Origin of the sequence: Haloarcula sp. S1AR25-4 (assembly GCF_031624555.1) — an archaeon.
GTDB classification, from domain to species: Archaea; Halobacteriota; Halobacteria; order Halobacteriales; family Haloarculaceae; genus Haloarcula; species Haloarcula pellucida.
The window spans coordinates 1,160,045-1,177,728 of the sequence record NZ_JAMQOR010000001.1 but is presented as its reverse complement, the minus strand read 5'-3'; the positions used below and the strand labels follow the sequence as shown (position 1 = coordinate 1,177,728).

Sequence of the window (17,684 nt, the reverse complement as noted above, 5' to 3'; positions counted from 1 at the left end):
GCCGCCCGGCCTACGCCGACCGCGTCTTCGGCCGGCCGAACCGAAGCCAGCAGTAGTCGTAACCGCCGAGTTCGACGGTGAGCGTGTCGCTGTCGAGTGAGTAACCGCCGGGTCCGAGCAGGTGCGTCGCCACGTCGTCCGGCGTATCGAGCGGAACCGTCACGGCGTCTGGACCGACGTTGTGGGCAGTCAGAAGCGTCGTTCCGTCCCAGTCGCTTCGGTGGACGAAGACGGTCGAGTCGTCGGTGTCGACGACCGACTGCTCGCCCCGAGAGAGTTCTGGGCAGGCCTTGCGGGTGGCGATAAGCTCCCGGACACGAGCCAGCAGCGAGTCGGGGTCGGCACGCTGGTCGGCGACGTTGACGACCTCGGGGCCGTATTCGCCCTCGACGAGCGGTCGGACGAACTCCTCGGCGTCGGCGGACGAGAACCCGCCGCTCGGCTCGTCGGTCCATTGGATGGGCGTGCGAACGGCGTCTCGGCCCGACAGCGACAGTTCGTCGCCCATCCCGATCTCGTCGCCGGCGACGACGATAGGCGTACCCGGCAGCGCGAAACAGAGGCTCGTCGCACAGGCGATGCGGTCGGTGTCGCCCTCCAGAATCGGGGCGAGGCGACGGCGGACGCCGCGACCGTAGATGCGCGTGTCGGGATCGGCACCGATGGCCTCGAAGGCGCGCTGGAACTCCTCGAAGGGGAGCGGCCCGAGGTTCAACTCGTCGAAGTTCCGAAGGAAGTTCGCCCACTGCCCGGCCTCGACGATGTCCGCGTACGCCGGGAGACGGTCGAACGCCTCGGCGAGGTGGTCTGCGTTCTCGTCTACGAGCGCCCAGACGAGGTGTGCGTTGGCGACGAACGACAGCAGGAGGTCGAATTCGTCGCCGTCCCCGAAGTACTGCTTGAGCCGTTTCGGTTCGTCGTCGGCCTCCGCGAGCAAGACGGTGTCTTCGTCGACGGCACTGACCGCGGCCTTCATCCGCTTGAACAGGGCGTGCGGTTCGTCGATAGAGACGGGGTCTGTGCCCTTCGCGCTTATCATCGGCGTCGCGGCGTCGACACGGAAGCCGTCGATGCCCCGTTCGGTCCAGAACTGGAGGGCCCGCTCCATCTCTTCCTGTACCGCGGGGTTCGAGACGTTCAGGTCCGGCTGGAAGTGGTAGAACTGGTGGTAGTAGTAGGCGTCGGCGGCCTCGTCGTAGGTCCAGACGTCCTCTTCCTCGCCCGGGAAGATGGTCTCCTCTTCGGGCGCGTCTGCGGGGTCGTCCGTCCAGAGGTAGTAGTCTCGGTACTCCTCGTCGCCCTCGCGAGCGCGTTGGAACCACTGGTGTTCGGTCGACGTGTGGTTGAACACGACGTCGGCGAGGACGTACATCCCCCGGTCGTGAGCGTCCGCTACGAACCGCTGGAAGTCGCCCATCGTCCCCAGTCGCTCGTCGATGCCGTAGTAGTCCGCGACGTCGTAGCCGTTGTCCCGCCACGGACTGGGGTAGAACGGCAACAGCCACAGGCAGGTCACCCCGAGGTCTTCGAGATAGTCGAGTCGGTCGCGCAAGCCCACGAAGTCACCGATGCCGTCCCCGTTCCCGTCGGCGAAGGTTTTGACGTCGAGCGAGTAGACGACCGCATCGCGGTACCATTCGGGGTGGTCAGTCATGGCTGGTCTCAGGTGGCATCTGCACTCCCCACGTGACTAAAGCTATCGGCGGTGCGCTGTGACAGGGAACGGCTTAAGTTACGCCCTCCCCGACGTTCGTGCATGATTCCCTCGCCACGTCTGGGGGTGTCGGCATGAGCCTGACACAGCCCGTCGGGTCGGACCACCAGCTCGCCCGGCTCCTCCAGATCGGCATCGTTCTCGAAGAAGTCGTCGAGGCACGGGCGGCGAAACACGCCGAGGAGACCGACGCGTCGCTGGACCCGGCGCTGCGGGACCTCCTGGACCACGCCGCTTCGGAGTCCGCCGACCACCGAAGTCGCCTCGAACAGCTCGTCGACGACCTCGAAGCCGAGACGGTCCCCTTCGAAGAGATACAGATGCTCGTCGAGGCACAGTACGAGGCAGACGAAGACTTCGACGGCGTCCTCTACGACCAACTGTGTAACGAGGAGACCGCCTACAAGTTCTACGACGACCTCATCGCGTCTATCGAAGCCTCCGACACGGCGTTCAGCGTCGACCGGGAGCGGTTGCTGGACGTCCTTCGGACGATTCGCGAGGAGGAGGCCGACGGCGTCGAGGAAGTGACCGATCTCATGGAGGAACGACAATGAACACGCAGGCACAGTATCTGAAGGCCATCTATCTCACACAGGAACAGGTAGACGGCCCGGCCTCGACCGGCGACATCGCCGAATTGCTCGACGTCAGTCCCGCCAGCGCCAACGAGATGATCGGCAAACTCGAAGAGCGAGGTTTGCTCGACCACGAGAAGTACAAGGGCGTCGACCTCACGGACGAGGGTATCCAGCAGGCACGGGACGCGCTCCAGAACTACTGTATCATCGAACGCTTCCTCGTCGAGGTGCTCGAAGTCGAGGACTTCCGGACCGAGGCCAAACAACTCGAAGGCGTCATCGACGAGACGGTCGCAGAGCGACTCGACACGATCATCGACCGGGAGCCGCAGTGTCCGGACTGCTTCAACGCGGAGGACGACGTCTGTGGATTACTGGAGGTCGAGGCCGAGGTTTCGAGCGACTGACTCTCGAAGCGTTCAAGTGGGTTCCGGCGATTCGTTCTGATACAGCCCTCCGCGAACGGCCAGTCGGCGTTCGCGTGAGGTCAGCGAAACGACCGAAGCGACGTCCCGTGGTGGTGAGCAATCTTGGAGAGATTGCGAGGTACACGGGACGAACGACGTGAAGTCCCGTGGTGTAGTGGCCAATCATAAGGGCCTTTGGAGCCCTTGACGGCGGTTCGAATCCGCCCGGGACTACTTTTGCCGCGAGCAATACCGCGAGCGGCAAATACGTCCAGCGGATTCGGGCCCAGAAGGCGAGAGGATTCGAGTCTTCGCGGTTCGAATCCGCCCGGGACTATCCACATTTTGTTACTAATCCCGGCAGAAACGTCAGTCGCGCAACCCTTCCACGCTGTCGCGCGCGGTCGCCGATCCGGCGCGCACCATACCAGTCTCAATTACCTCGGCGTTGGTAAGAGCACCGGCACTCGTTATTCGCCTCATTGCGACTACTCATCACCTCGCTCAGGGACACGTTGGCGAAGATGGCCAGCAAACGAGAAAATGGATCAACGCCGGTGGAATATATCTGATATATAACTATGGGAAAGCCACCGACGCGGCTTGCAGTTACCTACCTAACTCGATGGGTAGTCCGACCCGGTTCAATGATTGGAACCCATCATTACCCGACCAAAGCGACAGAATCGGCCGATACAGGCCGTCTTCTTGAGTAACCTTTTCTACGTGGGTCTATGTGAGTGATTATATAATGTCGTCTAACGGTCTGAATATCACCGCCGTCGAGGACACGGTGAGTTCCGTTCTGTCCCGCGATAAGCACCGATTTCAAGTCCCCGAATACCAGCGTGCGTACGCTTGGCAGGAAGACCAGTTGGAGGCCTTCTGGAACGACCTGATGTTGGTGAACGAGGGAGAAGTAGGCACTCACTTCCTCGGTTCCATCGTTGTCGTGAAGGAAGACAAAGGTCTCGACGAACTCGCAATTCTCCAGATCGTGGACGGACAACAGCGACTGGCGACAATTTCCGTTCTCCTCTGTATTATCCGCCAGAAGCTCCGGAAGGACGGCGACAAACTCGATACCGACTCAGATCCTGCCGAGGGAATCGACCGCAACTATCTGTGGGAGGAGGACGAGGACTTCGTCGAACAACCGAACCTCACGATGAGTACGTTCGATGACGAAGAGTACACACAGTTGCTAAACGGGCGATTGCCGTCGAACGAAGATAGTCAACTCGTCGAGGCGGCGGAGTTCTTCCACGAGAAGATCGCCGACAGGGATGTTAAGGAAGTGAACGAGATTCGTAAGCGGCTCGTGAACTCGATGACGCTGGTCACCATAGAGTGCGATAGTGAGGGGTCTGCGTTCAAGCTCTTCGAGACCCTGAACGACCGCGGACTAGAACTGAGTGCGGTCGACTTGATGAAGAACTACCTGTTCAAGACTGCCCACGAAGCACCGCGGCAGAAGATCAACTACGAACTGGTGCGGCGGGACTGGGAGGACACGATCAAGATCATCAAACCGGAGCTGACGAAGCCCGGACGATTCTTCAGGCACTACATTATGTCGGCTGAGGAACCAGATGTAACCGATCCCATCTCCAGCTACAAGCTCTACGACCGGTTTTGTGAGGTTCTCGACGAAGAGATTCCGGCATCTAATATCACCATCGAGGATTATGTGGCCGATCTGAAGCAGAAGGCGTCCCTGTATATTGACATCGTTCAAGCCGACACCGACCTCTTCGGCCAACAGGGAAACCGTGCCATCAACCAGAAACTTGAGAACCTCAACACGCTCGGTGTCACACAGGAACGGACACTCCTTCTTCGCTTGTTCACTGAGATCGACAATCCCAACCGCCTAATGCGGGCGTTGAACATCCTCGAATCATTCGTGTTCCGCTGGCGGATGACCGGCCAACAGACCGGGACGGACGTAGACGAGATTCACGCCACTCTCTGCTCCACCATTTTCGACGATCCTGATCCCATCGAACGGCTCCGGGAACGTCTATCCTCTATTGCTCCCGACGATTCCGAGGTACGGCTGGCCATCCGCACCGAGAGCTTCACTCGGAATGCCCGAACCCGCTACATCCTCACCCGGATGGAGAACGAGTACTACTCGTCGGGGAACAAGCGAGTCGACCCCAGTACGGTCGACATTGAGCACATCGCGCCACGGAAAGCGTTCTCGGCAAAAAAGTACAGCACGTGGCCAGCCTATCTGGATATGTCCCCAGAAGAATTCGAGGAATACTCGGACAAGATCGGCAACCTCACCATCCTTGACGAGCGCGTAAACGCCCGCGCTCAGGACAATCCCTTCGACCAGAAAAAGAAGGAGTATGCGTCCTCAGACTACGAAATGACGAAAGCCGTTTGCGAGCACAGTGAATGGGGCGCCGACCAGATTGATCAGCGAACGGAGACACTTGCGAACGCCTGTCCGAATATCTGGAGCTTCGACATCTAACGCTGCCCGGTCATATGGAACCGTAGTCACGCTGCAACCCGATTCGCTGGACGGAGGTCAGTCTCGGCCATTTTGTACCATCGTACTGCCTCCACCCGCGACTGTCTATAATTGCACGAACCTCGGCTCGCGCTGGCTTCACGAAAACGAGAACAGCCGCACGACCTATTTCTGATTCCGGATAGCTAACTCGGTCTGGTTGATCTCATCAAGCGGCTGGAGGTCGTCGATCTCGCTGATTGGTACACCCTCGTACAGCGACTCGACCATCCCGATTGTCCGGTCGCGACCGTCGCCGTGCCAGTACCGGATGTCCTGCTCTATGAACAGCCACGGGAGCGGGCGGAGTAGAGCCTCGGGAATGCGCCCCTCGGTGAAGTCGAACTGGTCGCCGTACTCGTCGATCACCTCATCGGCGCCTTTGCCGGCGTGGATGTCGAAGGCTGCCTGACAGAGCGCCTCGAAAGCCTCCTCGCTAGAGTGTGCCCGTTTGTGGGCGAAATCCGAGTAAATCTCGTCGTGCGATGGCCGCACCGTCGCGCTGTCGTTCCATCCTTCCACTCGAACCTGATAGTCGAAACCGTTGTTGAGCTGCCCGGGATGTTGGAGGTAGACATCATGTCCTGTCGATAACTGGTCGACGTAGAATCGATGCGACCCGCCGTGGTAGGGAACTGTTGTTGCGAACGTCAACACGACACCCATTCGCTGCTCGTTCAGCGGCTCCTCCCATTCGTGGGCATCCAGCATCGCCTCAACCGGTTCTGGGTAATTCTCAAATCCAAGTACGTGGCTTTCGGTCGTCATGATACCCGCAACCGACTCCGAACTAATAGATTATTTGATAATACTCTCCACTATCACCATCGGATCAGATTCGATTCCCTTCCCCGAAACGTGCGTTCACGCAAATAGAGGAATGGCCTGATCCGTACTAGTCGCTGAACGGTACTGTTATCCCGCGGTAATGTCTCGTTCCGCTATATGCCGATTCGCCAAAATCGCCCGCCGACGGACGAGTACGTCGAAGACTTCCTTGAACACGCTGTTCCATCGGCGATCCCGAACGACCGATTCATCGACTGGGACTCACTCAACACGGACATCGACAAGTATGAGGAGCAGATAGAGGCCATCACCAATCTCGAAGACGCTACCGAGAAGGAATTCGTAGAAGGTGTAGCAGACGCGCTGATGGCGGCTGACGACACCCGTGAGTGGATCGACTTCTACTTCGAACTCGTAGGCGAGCGCGGCAACAAGTACAGTTCCCTTGAGGGTGTTTGGAAGTTCTATCCCATCCAGCGGGCTATCGACAGTGGTGACCGAGAAGAGGCACTTGACCTTGCCAGCGTCCTCCAAGACGTTGGTCTCCAGTATATCGTGGACAAGGGGAACGTCCGCGACCACTACCGCGGGATGCTGGTTGGGATGGAGTCCCACGCCCGAAAGAACCGACAGGGACTCTGCTTCGAAGACGAGGTAGAGGAACGGGTCGCAGAAGTAACCGAACAGCTCAGGAACGACGGTCACGACGTAGAGTACGACGACGAGTACACGACGGCATACAACGACGACACGGGGCAAGAGAAGACGGTCGACTTCGCCATCTTTGAGGATGGCGACCTCTCGGTCGCATTCGAAGCGAACTGCTACAAGGTGCAGGGAAGCAAACCCTCGGAAATTCGTCGATCGTACAACCACGTCGCCCAGCGAATGCGGAACGACGGCGTTGTCTTTGTGTGGATCACCGATGGACAGGGCTGGGAGTCAATGGCGAACGTTCTCGCCGAATCGTATAACGACATCGTAGACGTGTACAACCTCTATCAGGCCGACGAACACCTCGCGGACGACCTCCTATCAGATTTTAACGGCGCGTAAGCTGCAACAGGATCTTTATAAACTAGAACGAGCCATTCTGTAGTAGATGGTCAAACCCGTTCTCAAGTGGGCGGGCGGCAAGCGACAACTCCTCGACGAGATCTACTCGCGCTTCCCCGCCGACCACGAACATTACCACGAACCCTTCTTCGGCGGTGGCGCCGTGTTCTTCGACCTTGAACCGGACGACGGGACGATCAACGACACCAACCCCCGCCTCATCAATTTCTATGAGGTGGTGCGCGATCATCCCGAAGACTTGATCTCGCGCCTCCGCGACCTTGACGAGCCAGAGGCCGACCCCAACACGGAGCAAAGGTTCGCTGAGGAGAACTGGAAGGGAAAAGATGTCGAGCAGTACTTCTATCAGCAGCGAGCCCGCTTCAACCGCCGTGCGTACGCCGACGAGGAGTGGCCGGCGAATGAGGAAGACCGAATCGAAGAAGCGGCTCTCCTCCTCTACCTCAATAGAACGTGCTACAACGGCCTCTACCGCGAGAACAGCAGCGGCGGGTTCAATGTCCCTATCGGTCGGTACGCCAATCCAGAGTGGGTTCAGGCCGACCGTATCCGAGCGGCCAGCCGCACCCTCGCTGACACCGACATCCGCAATGAGGACTTTGAATACCTCCTTGACGCCGTAGGAGAGGGCGACCTCGTCTACCTCGATCCGCCCTATCAACCGATGAGTGCGACCGCAAACTTCGCCGAGTACAGCGCGGAAGGCTTTGGTCAGGAAGATCAGAAGCGGTTGCTGGAGACTGTCAAGGAACTCGACGATAAAGGAGTCTACTTCGTTCTGAGCAACAGTGGTGTTATGTACGAGATGTACGACGACGCCGGGTTCCACGTTGAAAAGGAGGGCGCTACCCGAAGCATCAACAGTGACGAGACCGCCCGCGGCGAAGTGGACGAGATCATTGCCACGAACGTTCCCGAAAACGAGCGAGAGGAGACGGGACAGGCCTCCATCGCGGACTTCTAACCTACCCTTCGTATTCGCGTTTCGCTTCCTCAACCATTTCTTCCATCTCTGCGACTACTTCGTCACCGTGGGTCGCGACCTGTTTGAGGAAGTGTTCCTTCGCGTCCCAACCAGTAAGTTGGTTGTTCTCCAGAGCCGCATTGCGACCCTCAAGGCGAGTAAGAGCGATGAAGAACAACTGCCACATACTGCCGTAACCACCTTCATACCCTTCGTCCTCTGAACGGAACCACATCTCCAGCATCTGGAATATCTCTTCGTTCTTGGGTGACCACTTGATCCTCTGCCCGTCACCGTAGTCCCAGTAAAAAATCAACAGGAACTCATCAAAGCTACCTTCTTCATGGACGATGTTCGGATCACCGAGCTTCTCTGCCATACTTCACGGAATAGAATCAGATTACTTTTCTCTATCGTCATAATTCTGTAATCCGACACTACAGAGGTCTTTCACCAAATATTTCAAAATCGGATTTGAGGCCAGAATTAACAGACTCGCGCCACCGGCCCGCCGTCACCCGGTCAGCACCCGCTTCGCTTCCAACACCCGATGGAACTCGTCCGTATCGATCTCCTCATCACTTCCATCAGCATCCGGGTGGTTGTCCAAGACGTACTCCTCGTACGCCTCGCGGATCTCATCACCGGTCGCGTCCTCGTCGACACCGAGCACTTCCCGCGCCTCATCCTTGCCGAGTTCTCCACCAGATTCCTCTCCGGTAATCTCTGCGTCGAAATCGTACACGAACTTTGCCCACTCTGCTGTCCATTCGTGGTACTCCTCGGGGCTATTAACGTCTCGAGCATTGACCGCCATCTCCACCAGCCTGTTAGAATCGACACCACATTCCTCCTCAAGGAGGTGAGCAAGCAAACTGACCACCTTCGTCGCTCCGTGGATGCGCTCCTCGGACGACATCACCCTGTTCTTCGATCTCGTAGTCGTCTCAGAGATCGCGATCCGCTCGCACGCATCCGTCGCAAGATTCCACAGCTCGTGGACGTACTCGCTGTCCTCGACGCAGTAACCGGTCTCCTCCCACTCCATAACGTACGGTTCGATGTACTCCGCCACCTCGTCGGGATACCGGTCGGGCGACTTGATGTCATTTATCCCATAAACCGAATGGTCAGAAGTGGCCGATGCCGCCGCCACACGAATATCGTCGGTGGCGTCGTCGCCGACAATCCTGTCGTCGTGACTCGGGTGTGGCCGGATGACGCCCTCACGAATCATCTGCTTGCGGTAGTCCCTCGCGGTACTCACTGACATACCGAGTGAGCCAACGATCAGATCCTCGATCTCGTCCCAATCCATCCACGAAATCGCAACCCTCTGCTCCACTTCGTGGTTAATCATACCCACGAGAGCCGGGATGAGATGCCGCGGAGTCTGTTTCACCACGTCTGAGTCGCGCACGTCGAGCGTAGCCACATCGTCTGGATCGATGCACTCGTCGTGGTGGTAATCACCGGCAACGGCTTCGATCTGTTCCTCAATGTCGCTGATCTGCACCGTATCCGGGACGCTTCCCTTGGCCTCGTCGTCGCGGTCGGAAGATACCTCGTCGCTATCTCGGCCGTCAGAAAATATATCTGCGCCGTTCTTCTCAGATGATACGTTGATGCTGCTCAGCATCTCCTCCTGATTGGCGAGGATTTTCTGGAGGAGTACTTCCTGCTCTGCGGCGCTTTGGCCGGTGTTGCGGCTGTTCGCGTCGTCGATCACGATGGTACCGTCTTCGGTGATCGTGTGGCGGTCGAAGAAATCCTCGAGCGCCTTGTCGATGATGTCGGCTTGGCTGCTCGTGCTGTTGTCGGCCCAGTTGGAGACTCTCTCGCGGAGATCGGTGCTGAAGTAGACGGTGTAGCCGGATCGCTCTACCATCCATCTGACACTATAGAGTCTCTATAGGATAAACGCATCGTGCCAGTGACCATTCAACTACATTCTATAAATTTTCTATAGCTTGTACAGTAGTAGGTTGAGGTTGGAGAGAAGGGAGGTGGGGAACCGTCGAACCAAACCCAGCGTTCAGCGACTCTCGCGTCCGAACCGGCTCCCGGCTCACGACTCCTACGGACTGGCCGACGAGGACGCCGCAGATATATTTTCTAAGTGGGGTGAAAGTCTACAGTTCCCACACCTCTACCGCCAACCGACCGACGGCTGCCGACGACTACGGCGGGAACGACGTTCGACCGACCGGCTGGCGAGCGTCGGCCGCGTCGCCGCGTCTCTCGTGCAAGAGCGCCGTTGCCGCCGATTGTAGGACGCGGTTTTGCGTCACTTCTGTTGGTCGCGTCACTTTCGTTACGAGTGTTTCTTACGCTTCTCACGCCGCTTACGTCACCGACGACCCGAAAGTAAACCCCGGCGAAGCCGGTATCAGTCGCCGTCGAGGCCGCTGGGGGCGACCCGGGGTGCGATGATGACGGCGCCAGTGCCGTCGCGGACGAGCGGGCACGGCATCGGCAGGCAGTCGTACAGCGTGTGTTCGCTGGCGGAGTACCGGCCCTTGCCGTTCAGGACGCGGATGCCGAGTCGGACGAGGCGCGGGTCGATGATGGTGTTGCCCTCGTCGGTCTCCAGTCCGGGGCCGGCGGCGAGGTAGTCGTCGTTGTCCGGCGTGCTGTGCGCCCCGATGTCGGGGAAGCGGCTGTAGTACTGTGGCACGTCGATGGTGCCGTGGCCGTGGTCGGCGACGTAGTTGGCGACCGTCTCGGGCTGGCTGATGACCCAGCCGACCGTGCCCGGGGCGGGACGGGCCGTGGCGGGGGAGTCGTTGCTGACGTAGTTGATGGGGTGTGCGTCGACGCCACCTTCGTCGGGGAGGGTCTCGACGCGCGGGTGCCAGCTAGCCACGTCGTACGGGGGAGTGGGATCGTCTGGGTAGTCGATACTCGCGTGTTTCTGGGCGTGTGAGTTGCTCATAGATGTATCTGGGAGCTGCGAAGGCTGGTTGGTAAGCGAGTGCTGTGGCTGAGGGCAGCCTTTACGATGGACGCGCACCGAGAATCAGGCGGAGATCCCTACCGTGGGATTCCGCTTCGCCTCGATTCTCGAGCCCACGGTCGCCGTTTGGGGCGGCGACCCGGGGCGCCCCCTACTCGCCGTCAGCGTCGCCGCGGGCCTGCTTGGCCCACGGGTGGTCGCCACGGATGCGACTGTCGGGAAGGTCGGAGAGCACGTCGTGGGTGAGGTGCTTCAATCCGCCTTTGACCCGGAAGTCGCTGATGCTGGCCGTATGGACGCCGTGGTTGAGGTCGTGGTCGGCGTCCCGGTAGGCGAACCAGACCTTCATCGTCGCCTCGTCCGGGTTTTCGCGGTTCTCTTCGAGGTGAGCCCCGAGGACGTCGACTTCGTCAGTTCCAAAGTAAACCGTCATTCGGAATCACCCCGAATGCGGGTCTCGATTTCGGCGGCGGTGTCCAGCAGCGTGCGACGCTCGGCGTCGGTGTCGGCGAGAACGTCGGCCTTGCTGCGCATCCCGCCGGCAATGGCGGTCAGCATCTCGTCAGCGCCGGCGACGTAGGCGTTGCCCTCGATTTCGTCGCGGATGCTGTGGTCGTCGGGTTCGGCGGGTTCGGTGAGCCGCTGGTCGAGCTCCTCGGAGAGCGCGGCGTCGTAGATCGCCTTCGTGGCGTTGTCGTCGCGTCCTTCGACCGCAGCGAGCATCACGCTGTCACGGAGGGAGCTGATGATGGTGTCTGCGTTGGTGGTTGCACTGTTCTCCGTCTCGAGACAGATCTCGTTGCCGAGTCTGTTGGATTGCATACTTGTCACTATCGGGTTTCTCTGTCTTCGGCTGTTTCCGTACCTGTTCACCGGTTATTCGTCCGTTGTGGTATCTGTCCCTGTACTCTGGGTAGCTGACACCTCCTTGCAGTCCACCCTTATTCGGGGGTATAAAAAATGGGTTTGGGGTCAGCAGCCCTAGCAGACGTAATGAATAATAATTATAATTATCTTCGAAACTTCTGCCACTGTGAACGTTTTAAGTGATGACCTCATACCCACAGACGTGACTCAGATGCCGAGAACAGGACGGAAACGGTTCGAGAACGGGGTTAGGCGCGAATGCGTGACGCGTGGACGCGCCCGCGTGAATGGGGGTGTGCCGCCGCCCGGGTGACGGTTCCTCCCCGGGGCTGCACTGCGCTAGCGCAGTGATACCCACACCCCGAGTCTGGAATGTAAGCTCGAGGCGCACCCCCTTGGGTTCGCGTGGAGCCACCACCCACACACCCCTCGGTTCCGATGAACCGATACCCACGGTGGTCACCCAACCTTCGGTGTCGACGTCGCCGGGGAACCTATCGCACGTAGTCGTTGGTAAATCCGCCATCGCTGCGAGGCTGGTAGTAGCCACGTCGACCTCGATGCACGGGGAACAAGCTCTCGCTCCAAGAGAGGTCGGGATCCCTGTCTTCGACGTCGACACCGGGGCCTGTCCCCGCGGAGTGATGGGAACCCGCTCCTCGAGGAGATTGGGGAACCCAGCCCTGCGTGGCGGAGAGGATGCTGGGGAGACGCTGCCACAGGGTGTCTCCCCCTCTCCCGCGGTGCGGGCCTGTGTCCCGGACACGCGGACACGGACTCGAGATTCACTCCTGAGGTTGAGGCGGGGAACCCGGGCACGCGGAGCAGTGCGGAGCCACCGATAACCGCCGCCGAGACACCCATTATGATGACGGGAGGGGGTGTGTCGTGCCGGCGTCGCGGTGATTCCTCGGCGATGTTGTCGGGGTAGTATGCCGGCGTTTTCGACCCGGTGATTCCCGTCGGGGTGGTGTCGGGGAGCACTTACAGGCGTTGGTAACGTATCAGATAGCGTAGGGGTGACCCCAGAAGAAATCGACCTTGCACGAGAAGACCTCGAAGTTCTGCACGCGATCGTGTCGGCGCACAACCCTGTGACAACTAGTACGCTCCGCGAGCAACTGCATTGGGCCGACTCCAGTCGGAAAGTGCGGTACCGCCTCGACAATCTCGAGCAGCGGGGACTGATCGAGACGCGCAAAGACGACGACCGCTCCCCGGCGCACCAGATGCCCGTCCGCGTCGCTGCGGCGACCGATGCTGGCCACGAGATTGCCGAGGCGTATGAGGATGCACCGGAGACACTTCCGCTCGAGGTGCGCGTTGCACGCCTTGAAAACCAGATGTCGCCAATGAGGAACACGTACGGGAAGGTGAAGAAGCGTATCGCGGCTATCGAGGAGGATCTCGAGGAGCACGACGCCGACCTCGAAGAGGTCGCTGAGGAGATCCAGAATATCAAACGCTTCCTCGATGACTCCAGTTCGCGAACCAGCGCGAGTGATTCAGATGTTTAGAGATGATGAGACGCCGGAGAGTTAACTGCGGTACAATCTCGCTGGTGAGTATTCGGGCACGCTCGCGCTAACCGAGTCCGATATTGAGACGCTGCTTGAGGAGGGTGAGTTGGAGATCGAAATCGTTGGCGACCGTCGGAATTACCACCCGACGATCAAGGTCGTCGATGCCTCGTGTACCCGCGCGGGAGATAACTCGTGACCCCACTCTCCATCATCCTCGCTGCTGTCGTCGACTTTGCCGAGGTACTCCCAGTGGTGCTGGCCGTCAGAGTACGTTACACGATAGGCGTAGGGCCCGTGCCCTTCGATTTTCTCGTGGATGATCGTAGCCACACGGGTTGGTAATTGTAATTTGTTTTAATATTTGGCACGAAAACAGGGGTGCCCCATTATCCGTGTTTCATCGGAACCGAGGGGTGTGTGGGTCGGGACGGTGATCCCTCTCTATCAGGTGGTTTTTCATCGGAACTCGAGGGAGTGGAGTTACTCCTCGCCGTCGCCGTCCGGGCGGTCGTCGATCAGCCCGTCGGCTTCTTCGAGGTTCTCATCGTTGTCCATCCGCTCAACGCGTTCACGCGATACCTCGCGCTCGCGCTCAACTTCGCGCATCTCGCGGGGGTGGTCGTGGTAGTACGCCAGAGCGTGGTAGACGTCGGCGACGTCGAGGTCGAACCGGTCGGCCACCACTGCGGCTTCCTCTCCGCCTTCTTCGACGAGTGCGCGTATTTGCCGGACGGGGATGCGTCGGCCGTCAATGTGCGGCTCTCCCATCAGGTCACGGGAGGCTCGCAACGAATCGTCGTCAGTGTCGAGGTCGATGCCGAGTTCCTCGGCGACCTCCTCGGTCGAGTACTGGCGGTCGTCGTCTTCGACCTCATCGAGGCGATCGTCGATGGCCGCTTCCTCGCGCTCCGTCATCCCCTCGTCGCCGGCCATCGCCTCGATTCCCTCGCGCACAACCTCGACGTCAACGTCGTTTGCTTCGGCGATCTCCGCCGGCGAACGGACATCGAGCGTGTCGTCGGACTCGAACTCCTCATCAAAATCCGCCGCGGAGGGTAGTCTATCGGCTGCCTCCTCTGCATCCATGGGCCCGTCGTCGGCTTCGTCGCCAGTGTCAGTCATCGTCCCACCGCGTATCCGAGTAGTCGCGTTCGGCGATCTGGTCGATTACCTCGTGGGCGGTGGCGACACTCACGCTGACCTCGTCGGCGATCTCGGCGGGGTCGTCAGGTGCGTCGTAGTCGTGGAAGACGGTCTCGATGCGTTCGCGTGCCGTCCAGCCGCGCGGCCAGTCTGTCTCGTCGGAGGTCATACACGTGGGTTGGTTCGCCGGCCGGGAATGATTTTCTGTGTGGCTTGTTTAGGGCGTTTTCGCGGCTTCTGCGCAGGTTTTAGGGGGATGGGGAGAGACGTTGGTAACGGCGGGTTTCCGCCCCGCCGGTCAGGAGCCCCGCATCAGTCGGGGCGGTGGTTCTGGGGGAGCCATCCCCTCTTTCGACTATGATCGACAACGAGAACGAGATCACGTGTCCGCGTTGCGGCCAGCCAGCGTACGAACATCTGAAACCCGGGCAGAAGCACGAGATGGACACGATCGGTACGCATCGCGTCTGCTCAACCGAGGAGGGGACGTTTCTGCACTCCTACCAACAGTGGTCGGACGATGAGTGACGATGAGAAGAACTAGAACCGGCGGCGCGGGGCTGCCGAGTCCGCCGCCAATCTGCGTGACATGATGCGCGAGATCCTCGGCACACCGGGTGAGGAGGATGCAGACATCGAGGCGAAGCGGCACGCCGCTGCCGCGCTGGACGGCATCGTCCACGCGGAGGATGCGCTGCGTCTGTGGCGCGACCGCGAGGAGGAGGCTATCGAGATGCTTGGCGAGGAGCCGCGCGACGACGGCGAGGGGCAGGCAGCCCCGGGCCGGCATTTATCCGACAGTAGCGGTGTCGATACCCGTGCTATGGACGATAAGGAGAAGCTGAAGGCGCGACTGGCGATGTTCGTGTCTGGCTCATCGGGTTGGATCACGGAAGCGAAGGACGCAGACGTGGACGACGAGGTCATCAAGGAGGCCGAGGAGGCCCATCAGCACGCCCGGGAGGCGTTCGATATGTTCCGCGACGACGAGGGTTAGTCGTCGTTGGTAAGCTGGATGCGCCCGTCCTGTCGAACGACGAGTTCACGGTTGCCGAGGGTGTCGAGGACGGAGAGGACAGTAAGGTTGTGGAGGGCGAGGTCAGAAGCGATCTCGCTGGGTGGTGTGGGGCCGCGTTCTTCGAGGTAGAGGAGAATGAGTTTCGCTTGTGGAGAGGTTGCGTCGTGTAGGACTTGCACCGGTAGCTAGGTCGGATGCTGAAGCGGAAAAGTCGCATCCGGACGCGCGTGGATCAGTCGTCGGCATAATGGCCACCGCTGGTGGGAACGGTGGTGTTGGCCGTCGGCTGGGCGTCGAGCGGGTCGCCGTCGGCGTAGAACTCAACCTTCTCCCTCTCGCGCTCCAGCACCTCAGGGCTGAATTCACCCAAATAGTGGCGCCTGAACGTCTCCCAATCCTTCCAACCGCCCCAGCTCATCACAACGCTCGGTAGGACGCCTTGGCCGAGAATGTGGGTTGCCCAACTTCTCCTGAGGTCGTGAACGTCGACTCTATCCCAGCCCTCGTCGCCGGTCTCGGCTTCAAGGCGGGCGGTCGCGCGCATCAGCCAGCGGTAGACGGTTTTGTCGGTGTAGTCGATGATCTGGTCGTTGTCGTCAAGATCGCCGAAGTCGGCCATCGCTTCGACTTTGTTTGCGACGCTATCGGGGACGGGCGGCTCTCGGTAATGGTCGTGCTTGGCGTAGTCCTCCCAAACACGGAGGTGGTAATGTCCCTTCTCGTCGGTAACGATGTCTTTCACTCGGACGCGTGCGATCTCCTTGCGGCGGAGACCACATTGTGCACCTAGTTTGAACGCGATTTCCTGTTCAGTGTCTTCTGCCTCGTCAATCACCATCTCGATCTCGTCCTGACTGAGCCAGACTCGCTTCCCGTCCTCTCGGTCGGGATAAGGTTTCATTCGCATCGGTTGTTTTGGAGGGTGTCCTCCTATTCGAGAAGTCGGACTTGTCGACCGTAAGTGCTCTCGAAGCAAGAGTGATTTGAGGTAGTTGCTGGGTGAATCTGACCTCGAACGGGGGAATCCCGGACACCCCCTACTCGCCGAGAACCTCGAACTCCTCGACGCGACCCATCGACTCCGTATTGTGTTCGTTGATGGTACTGCCGGTCGCCGTCAACTCGTCATCAACGTTGTGGGTCACCGTAACAATATCCACAAGGAAGTTGTCTGTCGACGGCGCGTAATCCGTCTCACCGGTGTTCTCGAGTTTCACATCGACTTCCGTCTCTTCTCCGTTCCGCCCAAGTCCCGGCGTGACACCGATCACTTCGCCCTTGTGTGTGCCGTAGTCGCCGGCAAAGTCGATCCGAACCACGTCGCCTTCTTCGAGATTGTTGGTAATCTCGTCCATATCCAGCCGTCCCGACTCGTCTCACTTATTCGCGTCCTTCCCGGGCGACCGGCTACGACTCCGCCTCGACGTGGAGAACCTCGCCGACATCAGGATCGACCGCGACCTCGGCGCCGCAATCGGGACAGTCGCGCAGTTCGCCGTCGGGGTCAACACCCGTGAACACGATCTCGCCGCCGCGGTCGCGTCGCGGGCACGAGGCAGTGACGACGGGCATCAGTCTTGCAGCACCTCTTCGTCCCACTTCCGAAGCTTCTCGTGACGTTTCTCTTGGGATAGGACGGCGTGAGTCCCTCGTTCGGAGACCTTGTGCTCTTGGCCGCATTCGGGACAGGGAATGATTTCGACTTCGTGTTCGGTGATGAAGGACACACGACTGTCGCACGCCGCGCACGTCGTCTTGGTAACGGGCATAGCAAGATATTCGATGCGCGAGATCGCACTTGAATGCCGGCGAGCGGGCTGCCAGCGGGGCTGCGGGGGCACGCGGATCCTTATCCGGGTGGCTGCTCGACCGCGTTGGTAATGACGCCGAGCATTCGCGAAGTCGACCGAGAACAGCTCACCGAAGGGGAACACATCGAACTCGCCGTCGAGGAGTCCGGACACCGAGTCTATATCACCGCGGTTGAGGGCCAGACCGTCGTGGTCGTCGGCAACGGGAACGGCGAGCAGGCGTCGATCTCGCTTGACGACGAGGGTTGGCGGCTCAACGAGCCCAAGAAGGATTAGGACGAATCGTTGTTTGCGACTTCTCGTTGGA

The 17,684-nt window shown here is 59.7% G+C and carries 22 protein-coding genes and 1 tRNA gene; 9 read left to right on the top strand and 14 right to left on the bottom strand.

Annotated features, from left to right (window positions below):
• Positions 1–10: 10 nt before the first annotated feature.
• Positions 11–1,654 carry an alpha-amylase family protein gene (locus tag NDI85_RS06215; RefSeq protein ID WP_310915268.1) on the bottom strand — a complete coding sequence of 548 codons (1,644 nt, stop codon included), beginning with the start codon at positions 1,652–1,654 and terminating at the stop codon, positions 11–13.
• Between the two features lie 134 nt (positions 1,655–1,788).
• Here NDI85_RS06215 and NDI85_RS06210 point away from each other — a divergent pair, with 134 nt between their 5' ends.
• From NDI85_RS06210 to NDI85_RS06195, 4 genes are all read left to right on the top strand, one after another.
• A complete protein-coding gene (locus tag NDI85_RS06210) occupies positions 1,789–2,271 on the top strand; it encodes a ferritin-like domain-containing protein (RefSeq protein WP_310915267.1) in 483 nt (160 codons plus the stop codon).
• Positions 2,268–2,702, top strand: coding sequence for a metal-dependent transcriptional regulator (locus NDI85_RS06205; RefSeq protein WP_166968691.1), 435 nt, complete (start codon positions 2,268–2,270; stop codon positions 2,700–2,702). The genes NDI85_RS06210 and NDI85_RS06205 overlap by 4 nt, the downstream gene beginning before the upstream one ends.
• 161 nt (positions 2,703–2,863) lie before the next feature.
• Positions 2,864–2,936, top strand: a tRNA-Gln gene (locus NDI85_RS06200).
• A gap of 517 nt (positions 2,937–3,453) precedes the next feature.
• Positions 3,454–5,190 carry a DUF262 domain-containing protein gene (locus tag NDI85_RS06195; RefSeq protein WP_310915266.1) on the top strand — a complete coding sequence of 579 codons (1,737 nt, stop codon included), beginning with the start codon at positions 3,454–3,456 and terminating at the stop codon, positions 5,188–5,190.
• A gap of 165 nt (positions 5,191–5,355) precedes the next feature.
• Here the strand turns inward: NDI85_RS06195 and NDI85_RS06190 are convergent, their stop codons facing one another.
• A complete protein-coding gene (locus NDI85_RS06190) occupies positions 5,356–5,997 on the bottom strand; it encodes a hypothetical protein (RefSeq protein ID WP_310915265.1) in 642 nt (213 codons plus the stop codon).
• Between the two features lie 177 nt (positions 5,998–6,174).
• Between NDI85_RS06190 and NDI85_RS06185 the strand changes: the two genes are divergently transcribed.
• Both NDI85_RS06185 and NDI85_RS06180 read left to right on the top strand, forming a co-directional pair.
• Positions 6,175–7,074, top strand: coding sequence for a DpnII family type II restriction endonuclease (locus NDI85_RS06185; protein WP_310915264.1), 900 nt, complete (start codon positions 6,175–6,177; stop codon positions 7,072–7,074).
• A 46-nt stretch (positions 7,075–7,120) separates the two neighbouring features.
• On the top strand, positions 7,121–8,059 hold the full coding sequence (locus NDI85_RS06180) for a DNA adenine methylase (RefSeq protein ID WP_310915263.1): 939 nt from the start codon (positions 7,121–7,123) through the stop codon (positions 8,057–8,059).
• A 1-nt stretch (position 8,060) separates the two neighbouring features.
• Here the strand turns inward: NDI85_RS06180 and NDI85_RS06175 are convergent, their stop codons facing one another.
• From NDI85_RS06175 to NDI85_RS06155, 5 genes are all read right to left on the bottom strand, one after another.
• Positions 8,061–8,438 carry a hypothetical protein gene (locus NDI85_RS06175; protein WP_310915262.1) on the bottom strand — a complete coding sequence of 126 codons (378 nt, stop codon included), beginning with the start codon at positions 8,436–8,438 and terminating at the stop codon, positions 8,061–8,063.
• Positions 8,439–8,573: 135 nt separating this feature from the next.
• On the bottom strand, positions 8,574–9,947 hold the full coding sequence (locus NDI85_RS06170) for a J domain-containing protein (RefSeq protein ID WP_310915261.1): 1,374 nt from the start codon (positions 9,945–9,947) through the stop codon (positions 8,574–8,576).
• A 501-nt stretch (positions 9,948–10,448) separates the two neighbouring features.
• Positions 10,449–10,994, bottom strand: a complete 546-nt coding sequence (locus NDI85_RS06165) for a hypothetical protein (protein WP_310915260.1) — start codon at positions 10,992–10,994, stop codon at positions 10,449–10,451.
• Positions 10,995–11,166: 172 nt separating this feature from the next.
• Positions 11,167–11,448: a hypothetical protein gene (locus NDI85_RS06160; RefSeq protein ID WP_310915259.1), complete on the bottom strand. Its 282-nt coding sequence runs from the start codon at positions 11,446–11,448 to the stop codon at positions 11,167–11,169.
• Positions 11,445–11,837 (bottom strand): hypothetical protein, encoded by a 393-nt coding sequence (locus NDI85_RS06155; RefSeq protein WP_310915258.1) that lies wholly within the window; start codon positions 11,835–11,837, stop codon positions 11,445–11,447. Before NDI85_RS06155 ends, NDI85_RS06160 begins: the two co-directional genes overlap by 4 nt.
• 1,064 nt (positions 11,838–12,901) lie before the next feature.
• Between NDI85_RS06155 and NDI85_RS06150 the strand changes: the two genes are divergently transcribed.
• Entirely contained in the window at positions 12,902–13,399 is a 498-nt protein-coding gene (locus NDI85_RS06150) for a hypothetical protein (protein WP_310915257.1), read from the top strand.
• 141 nt (positions 13,400–13,540) lie between these two features.
• Here NDI85_RS06150 and NDI85_RS06145 read toward each other — a convergent pair whose 3' ends face one another.
• The 3 genes from NDI85_RS06145 to NDI85_RS06135 form a co-directional block, all read right to left on the bottom strand.
• The gene (locus NDI85_RS06145; RefSeq protein ID WP_310915256.1) at positions 13,541–13,735 is read right to left on the bottom strand and encodes a hypothetical protein; all 195 of its coding nucleotides are present in this window, start codon (positions 13,733–13,735) and stop codon (positions 13,541–13,543) included.
• A gap of 150 nt (positions 13,736–13,885) precedes the next feature.
• Complete coding sequence (locus NDI85_RS06140) at positions 13,886–14,527, bottom strand: DUF433 domain-containing protein (RefSeq protein ID WP_310915255.1); 642 nt, start codon at positions 14,525–14,527, stop codon at positions 13,886–13,888.
• Positions 14,520–14,717 carry a hypothetical protein gene (locus tag NDI85_RS06135; RefSeq protein WP_310915254.1) on the bottom strand — a complete coding sequence of 66 codons (198 nt, stop codon included), beginning with the start codon at positions 14,715–14,717 and terminating at the stop codon, positions 14,520–14,522. Before NDI85_RS06135 ends, NDI85_RS06140 begins: the two co-directional genes overlap by 8 nt.
• Before the next feature lie 423 nt (positions 14,718–15,140).
• On the opposite strand from NDI85_RS06135, the gene NDI85_RS06130 reads away from it, so the two are divergent.
• On the top strand, positions 15,141–15,545 hold the full coding sequence (locus NDI85_RS06130) for a hypothetical protein (RefSeq protein WP_310915253.1): 405 nt from the start codon (positions 15,141–15,143) through the stop codon (positions 15,543–15,545).
• Here NDI85_RS06130 and NDI85_RS06125 read toward each other — a convergent pair.
• From NDI85_RS06125 to NDI85_RS06110, 4 genes are all read right to left on the bottom strand, one after another.
• Entirely contained in the window at positions 15,542–15,745 is a 204-nt protein-coding gene (locus tag NDI85_RS06125) for a hypothetical protein (RefSeq protein ID WP_310915252.1), read from the bottom strand. The two genes, NDI85_RS06130 and NDI85_RS06125, sit on opposite strands and share 4 nt — an antisense overlap.
• Before the next feature lie 53 nt (positions 15,746–15,798).
• Entirely contained in the window at positions 15,799–16,467 is a 669-nt protein-coding gene (locus NDI85_RS06120) for a site-specific integrase (RefSeq protein WP_310915529.1), read from the bottom strand.
• A 136-nt stretch (positions 16,468–16,603) separates the two neighbouring features.
• Positions 16,604–16,921 carry a hypothetical protein gene (locus NDI85_RS06115; protein WP_310915251.1) on the bottom strand — a complete coding sequence of 106 codons (318 nt, stop codon included), beginning with the start codon at positions 16,919–16,921 and terminating at the stop codon, positions 16,604–16,606.
• A gap of 52 nt (positions 16,922–16,973) precedes the next feature.
• Positions 16,974–17,138 (bottom strand): hypothetical protein, encoded by a 165-nt coding sequence (locus NDI85_RS06110; RefSeq protein WP_310915250.1) that lies wholly within the window; start codon positions 17,136–17,138, stop codon positions 16,974–16,976.
• Positions 17,139–17,446: 308 nt separating this feature from the next.
• Between NDI85_RS06110 and NDI85_RS06105 the strand changes: the two genes are divergently transcribed.
• Positions 17,447–17,653 (top strand): hypothetical protein, encoded by a 207-nt coding sequence (locus NDI85_RS06105; protein WP_310915249.1) that lies wholly within the window; start codon positions 17,447–17,449, stop codon positions 17,651–17,653.
• Positions 17,654–17,684: the final 31 nt, after the last annotated feature.

Bases quoted from the DNA above. Each gene is read 5' to 3' on its own strand.
- NDI85_RS06215 (WP_310915268.1), bottom strand. From the start codon at position 1,654: ATGACTGACCACCCCGAATGGTACCGCGATGCGGTCGTCTACTCGCTC.
- NDI85_RS06210 (WP_310915267.1), top strand. From the start codon at position 1,789: ATGAGCCTGACACAGCCCGTCGGGTCGGACCACCAGCTCGCCCGGCTC.
- NDI85_RS06205 (WP_166968691.1), top strand. From the start codon at position 2,268: ATGAACACGCAGGCACAGTATCTGAAGGCCATCTATCTCACACAGGAA.
- NDI85_RS06195 (WP_310915266.1), top strand. From the start codon at position 3,454: ATGTCGTCTAACGGTCTGAATATCACCGCCGTCGAGGACACGGTGAGT.
- NDI85_RS06190 (WP_310915265.1), bottom strand. From the start codon at position 5,997: ATGACGACCGAAAGCCACGTACTTGGATTTGAGAATTACCCAGAACCG.
- NDI85_RS06185 (WP_310915264.1), top strand. From the start codon at position 6,175: ATGCCGATTCGCCAAAATCGCCCGCCGACGGACGAGTACGTCGAAGAC.
- NDI85_RS06180 (WP_310915263.1), top strand. From the start codon at position 7,121: ATGGTCAAACCCGTTCTCAAGTGGGCGGGCGGCAAGCGACAACTCCTC.
- NDI85_RS06175 (WP_310915262.1), bottom strand. From the start codon at position 8,438: ATGGCAGAGAAGCTCGGTGATCCGAACATCGTCCATGAAGAAGGTAGC.
- NDI85_RS06170 (WP_310915261.1), bottom strand. From the start codon at position 9,947: ATGGTAGAGCGATCCGGCTACACCGTCTACTTCAGCACCGATCTCCGC.
- NDI85_RS06165 (WP_310915260.1), bottom strand. From the start codon at position 10,994: ATGAGCAACTCACACGCCCAGAAACACGCGAGTATCGACTACCCAGAC.
- NDI85_RS06160 (WP_310915259.1), bottom strand. From the start codon at position 11,448: ATGACGGTTTACTTTGGAACTGACGAAGTCGACGTCCTCGGGGCTCAC.
- NDI85_RS06155 (WP_310915258.1), bottom strand. From the start codon at position 11,837: ATGCAATCCAACAGACTCGGCAACGAGATCTGTCTCGAGACGGAGAAC.
- NDI85_RS06140 (WP_310915255.1), bottom strand. From the start codon at position 14,527: ATGACTGACACTGGCGACGAAGCCGACGACGGGCCCATGGATGCAGAG.
- NDI85_RS06135 (WP_310915254.1), bottom strand. From the start codon at position 14,717: ATGACCTCCGACGAGACAGACTGGCCGCGCGGCTGGACGGCACGCGAA.
- NDI85_RS06130 (WP_310915253.1), top strand. From the start codon at position 15,141: ATGCGCGAGATCCTCGGCACACCGGGTGAGGAGGATGCAGACATCGAG.
- NDI85_RS06120 (WP_310915529.1), bottom strand. From the start codon at position 16,467: ATGAAACCTTATCCCGACCGAGAGGACGGGAAGCGAGTCTGGCTCAGT.
- NDI85_RS06115 (WP_310915251.1), bottom strand. From the start codon at position 16,921: ATGGACGAGATTACCAACAATCTCGAAGAAGGCGACGTGGTTCGGATC.
- NDI85_RS06110 (WP_310915250.1), bottom strand. From the start codon at position 17,138: ATGCCCGTCGTCACTGCCTCGTGCCCGCGACGCGACCGCGGCGGCGAG.
- NDI85_RS06105 (WP_310915249.1), top strand. From the start codon at position 17,447: ATGACGCCGAGCATTCGCGAAGTCGACCGAGAACAGCTCACCGAAGGG.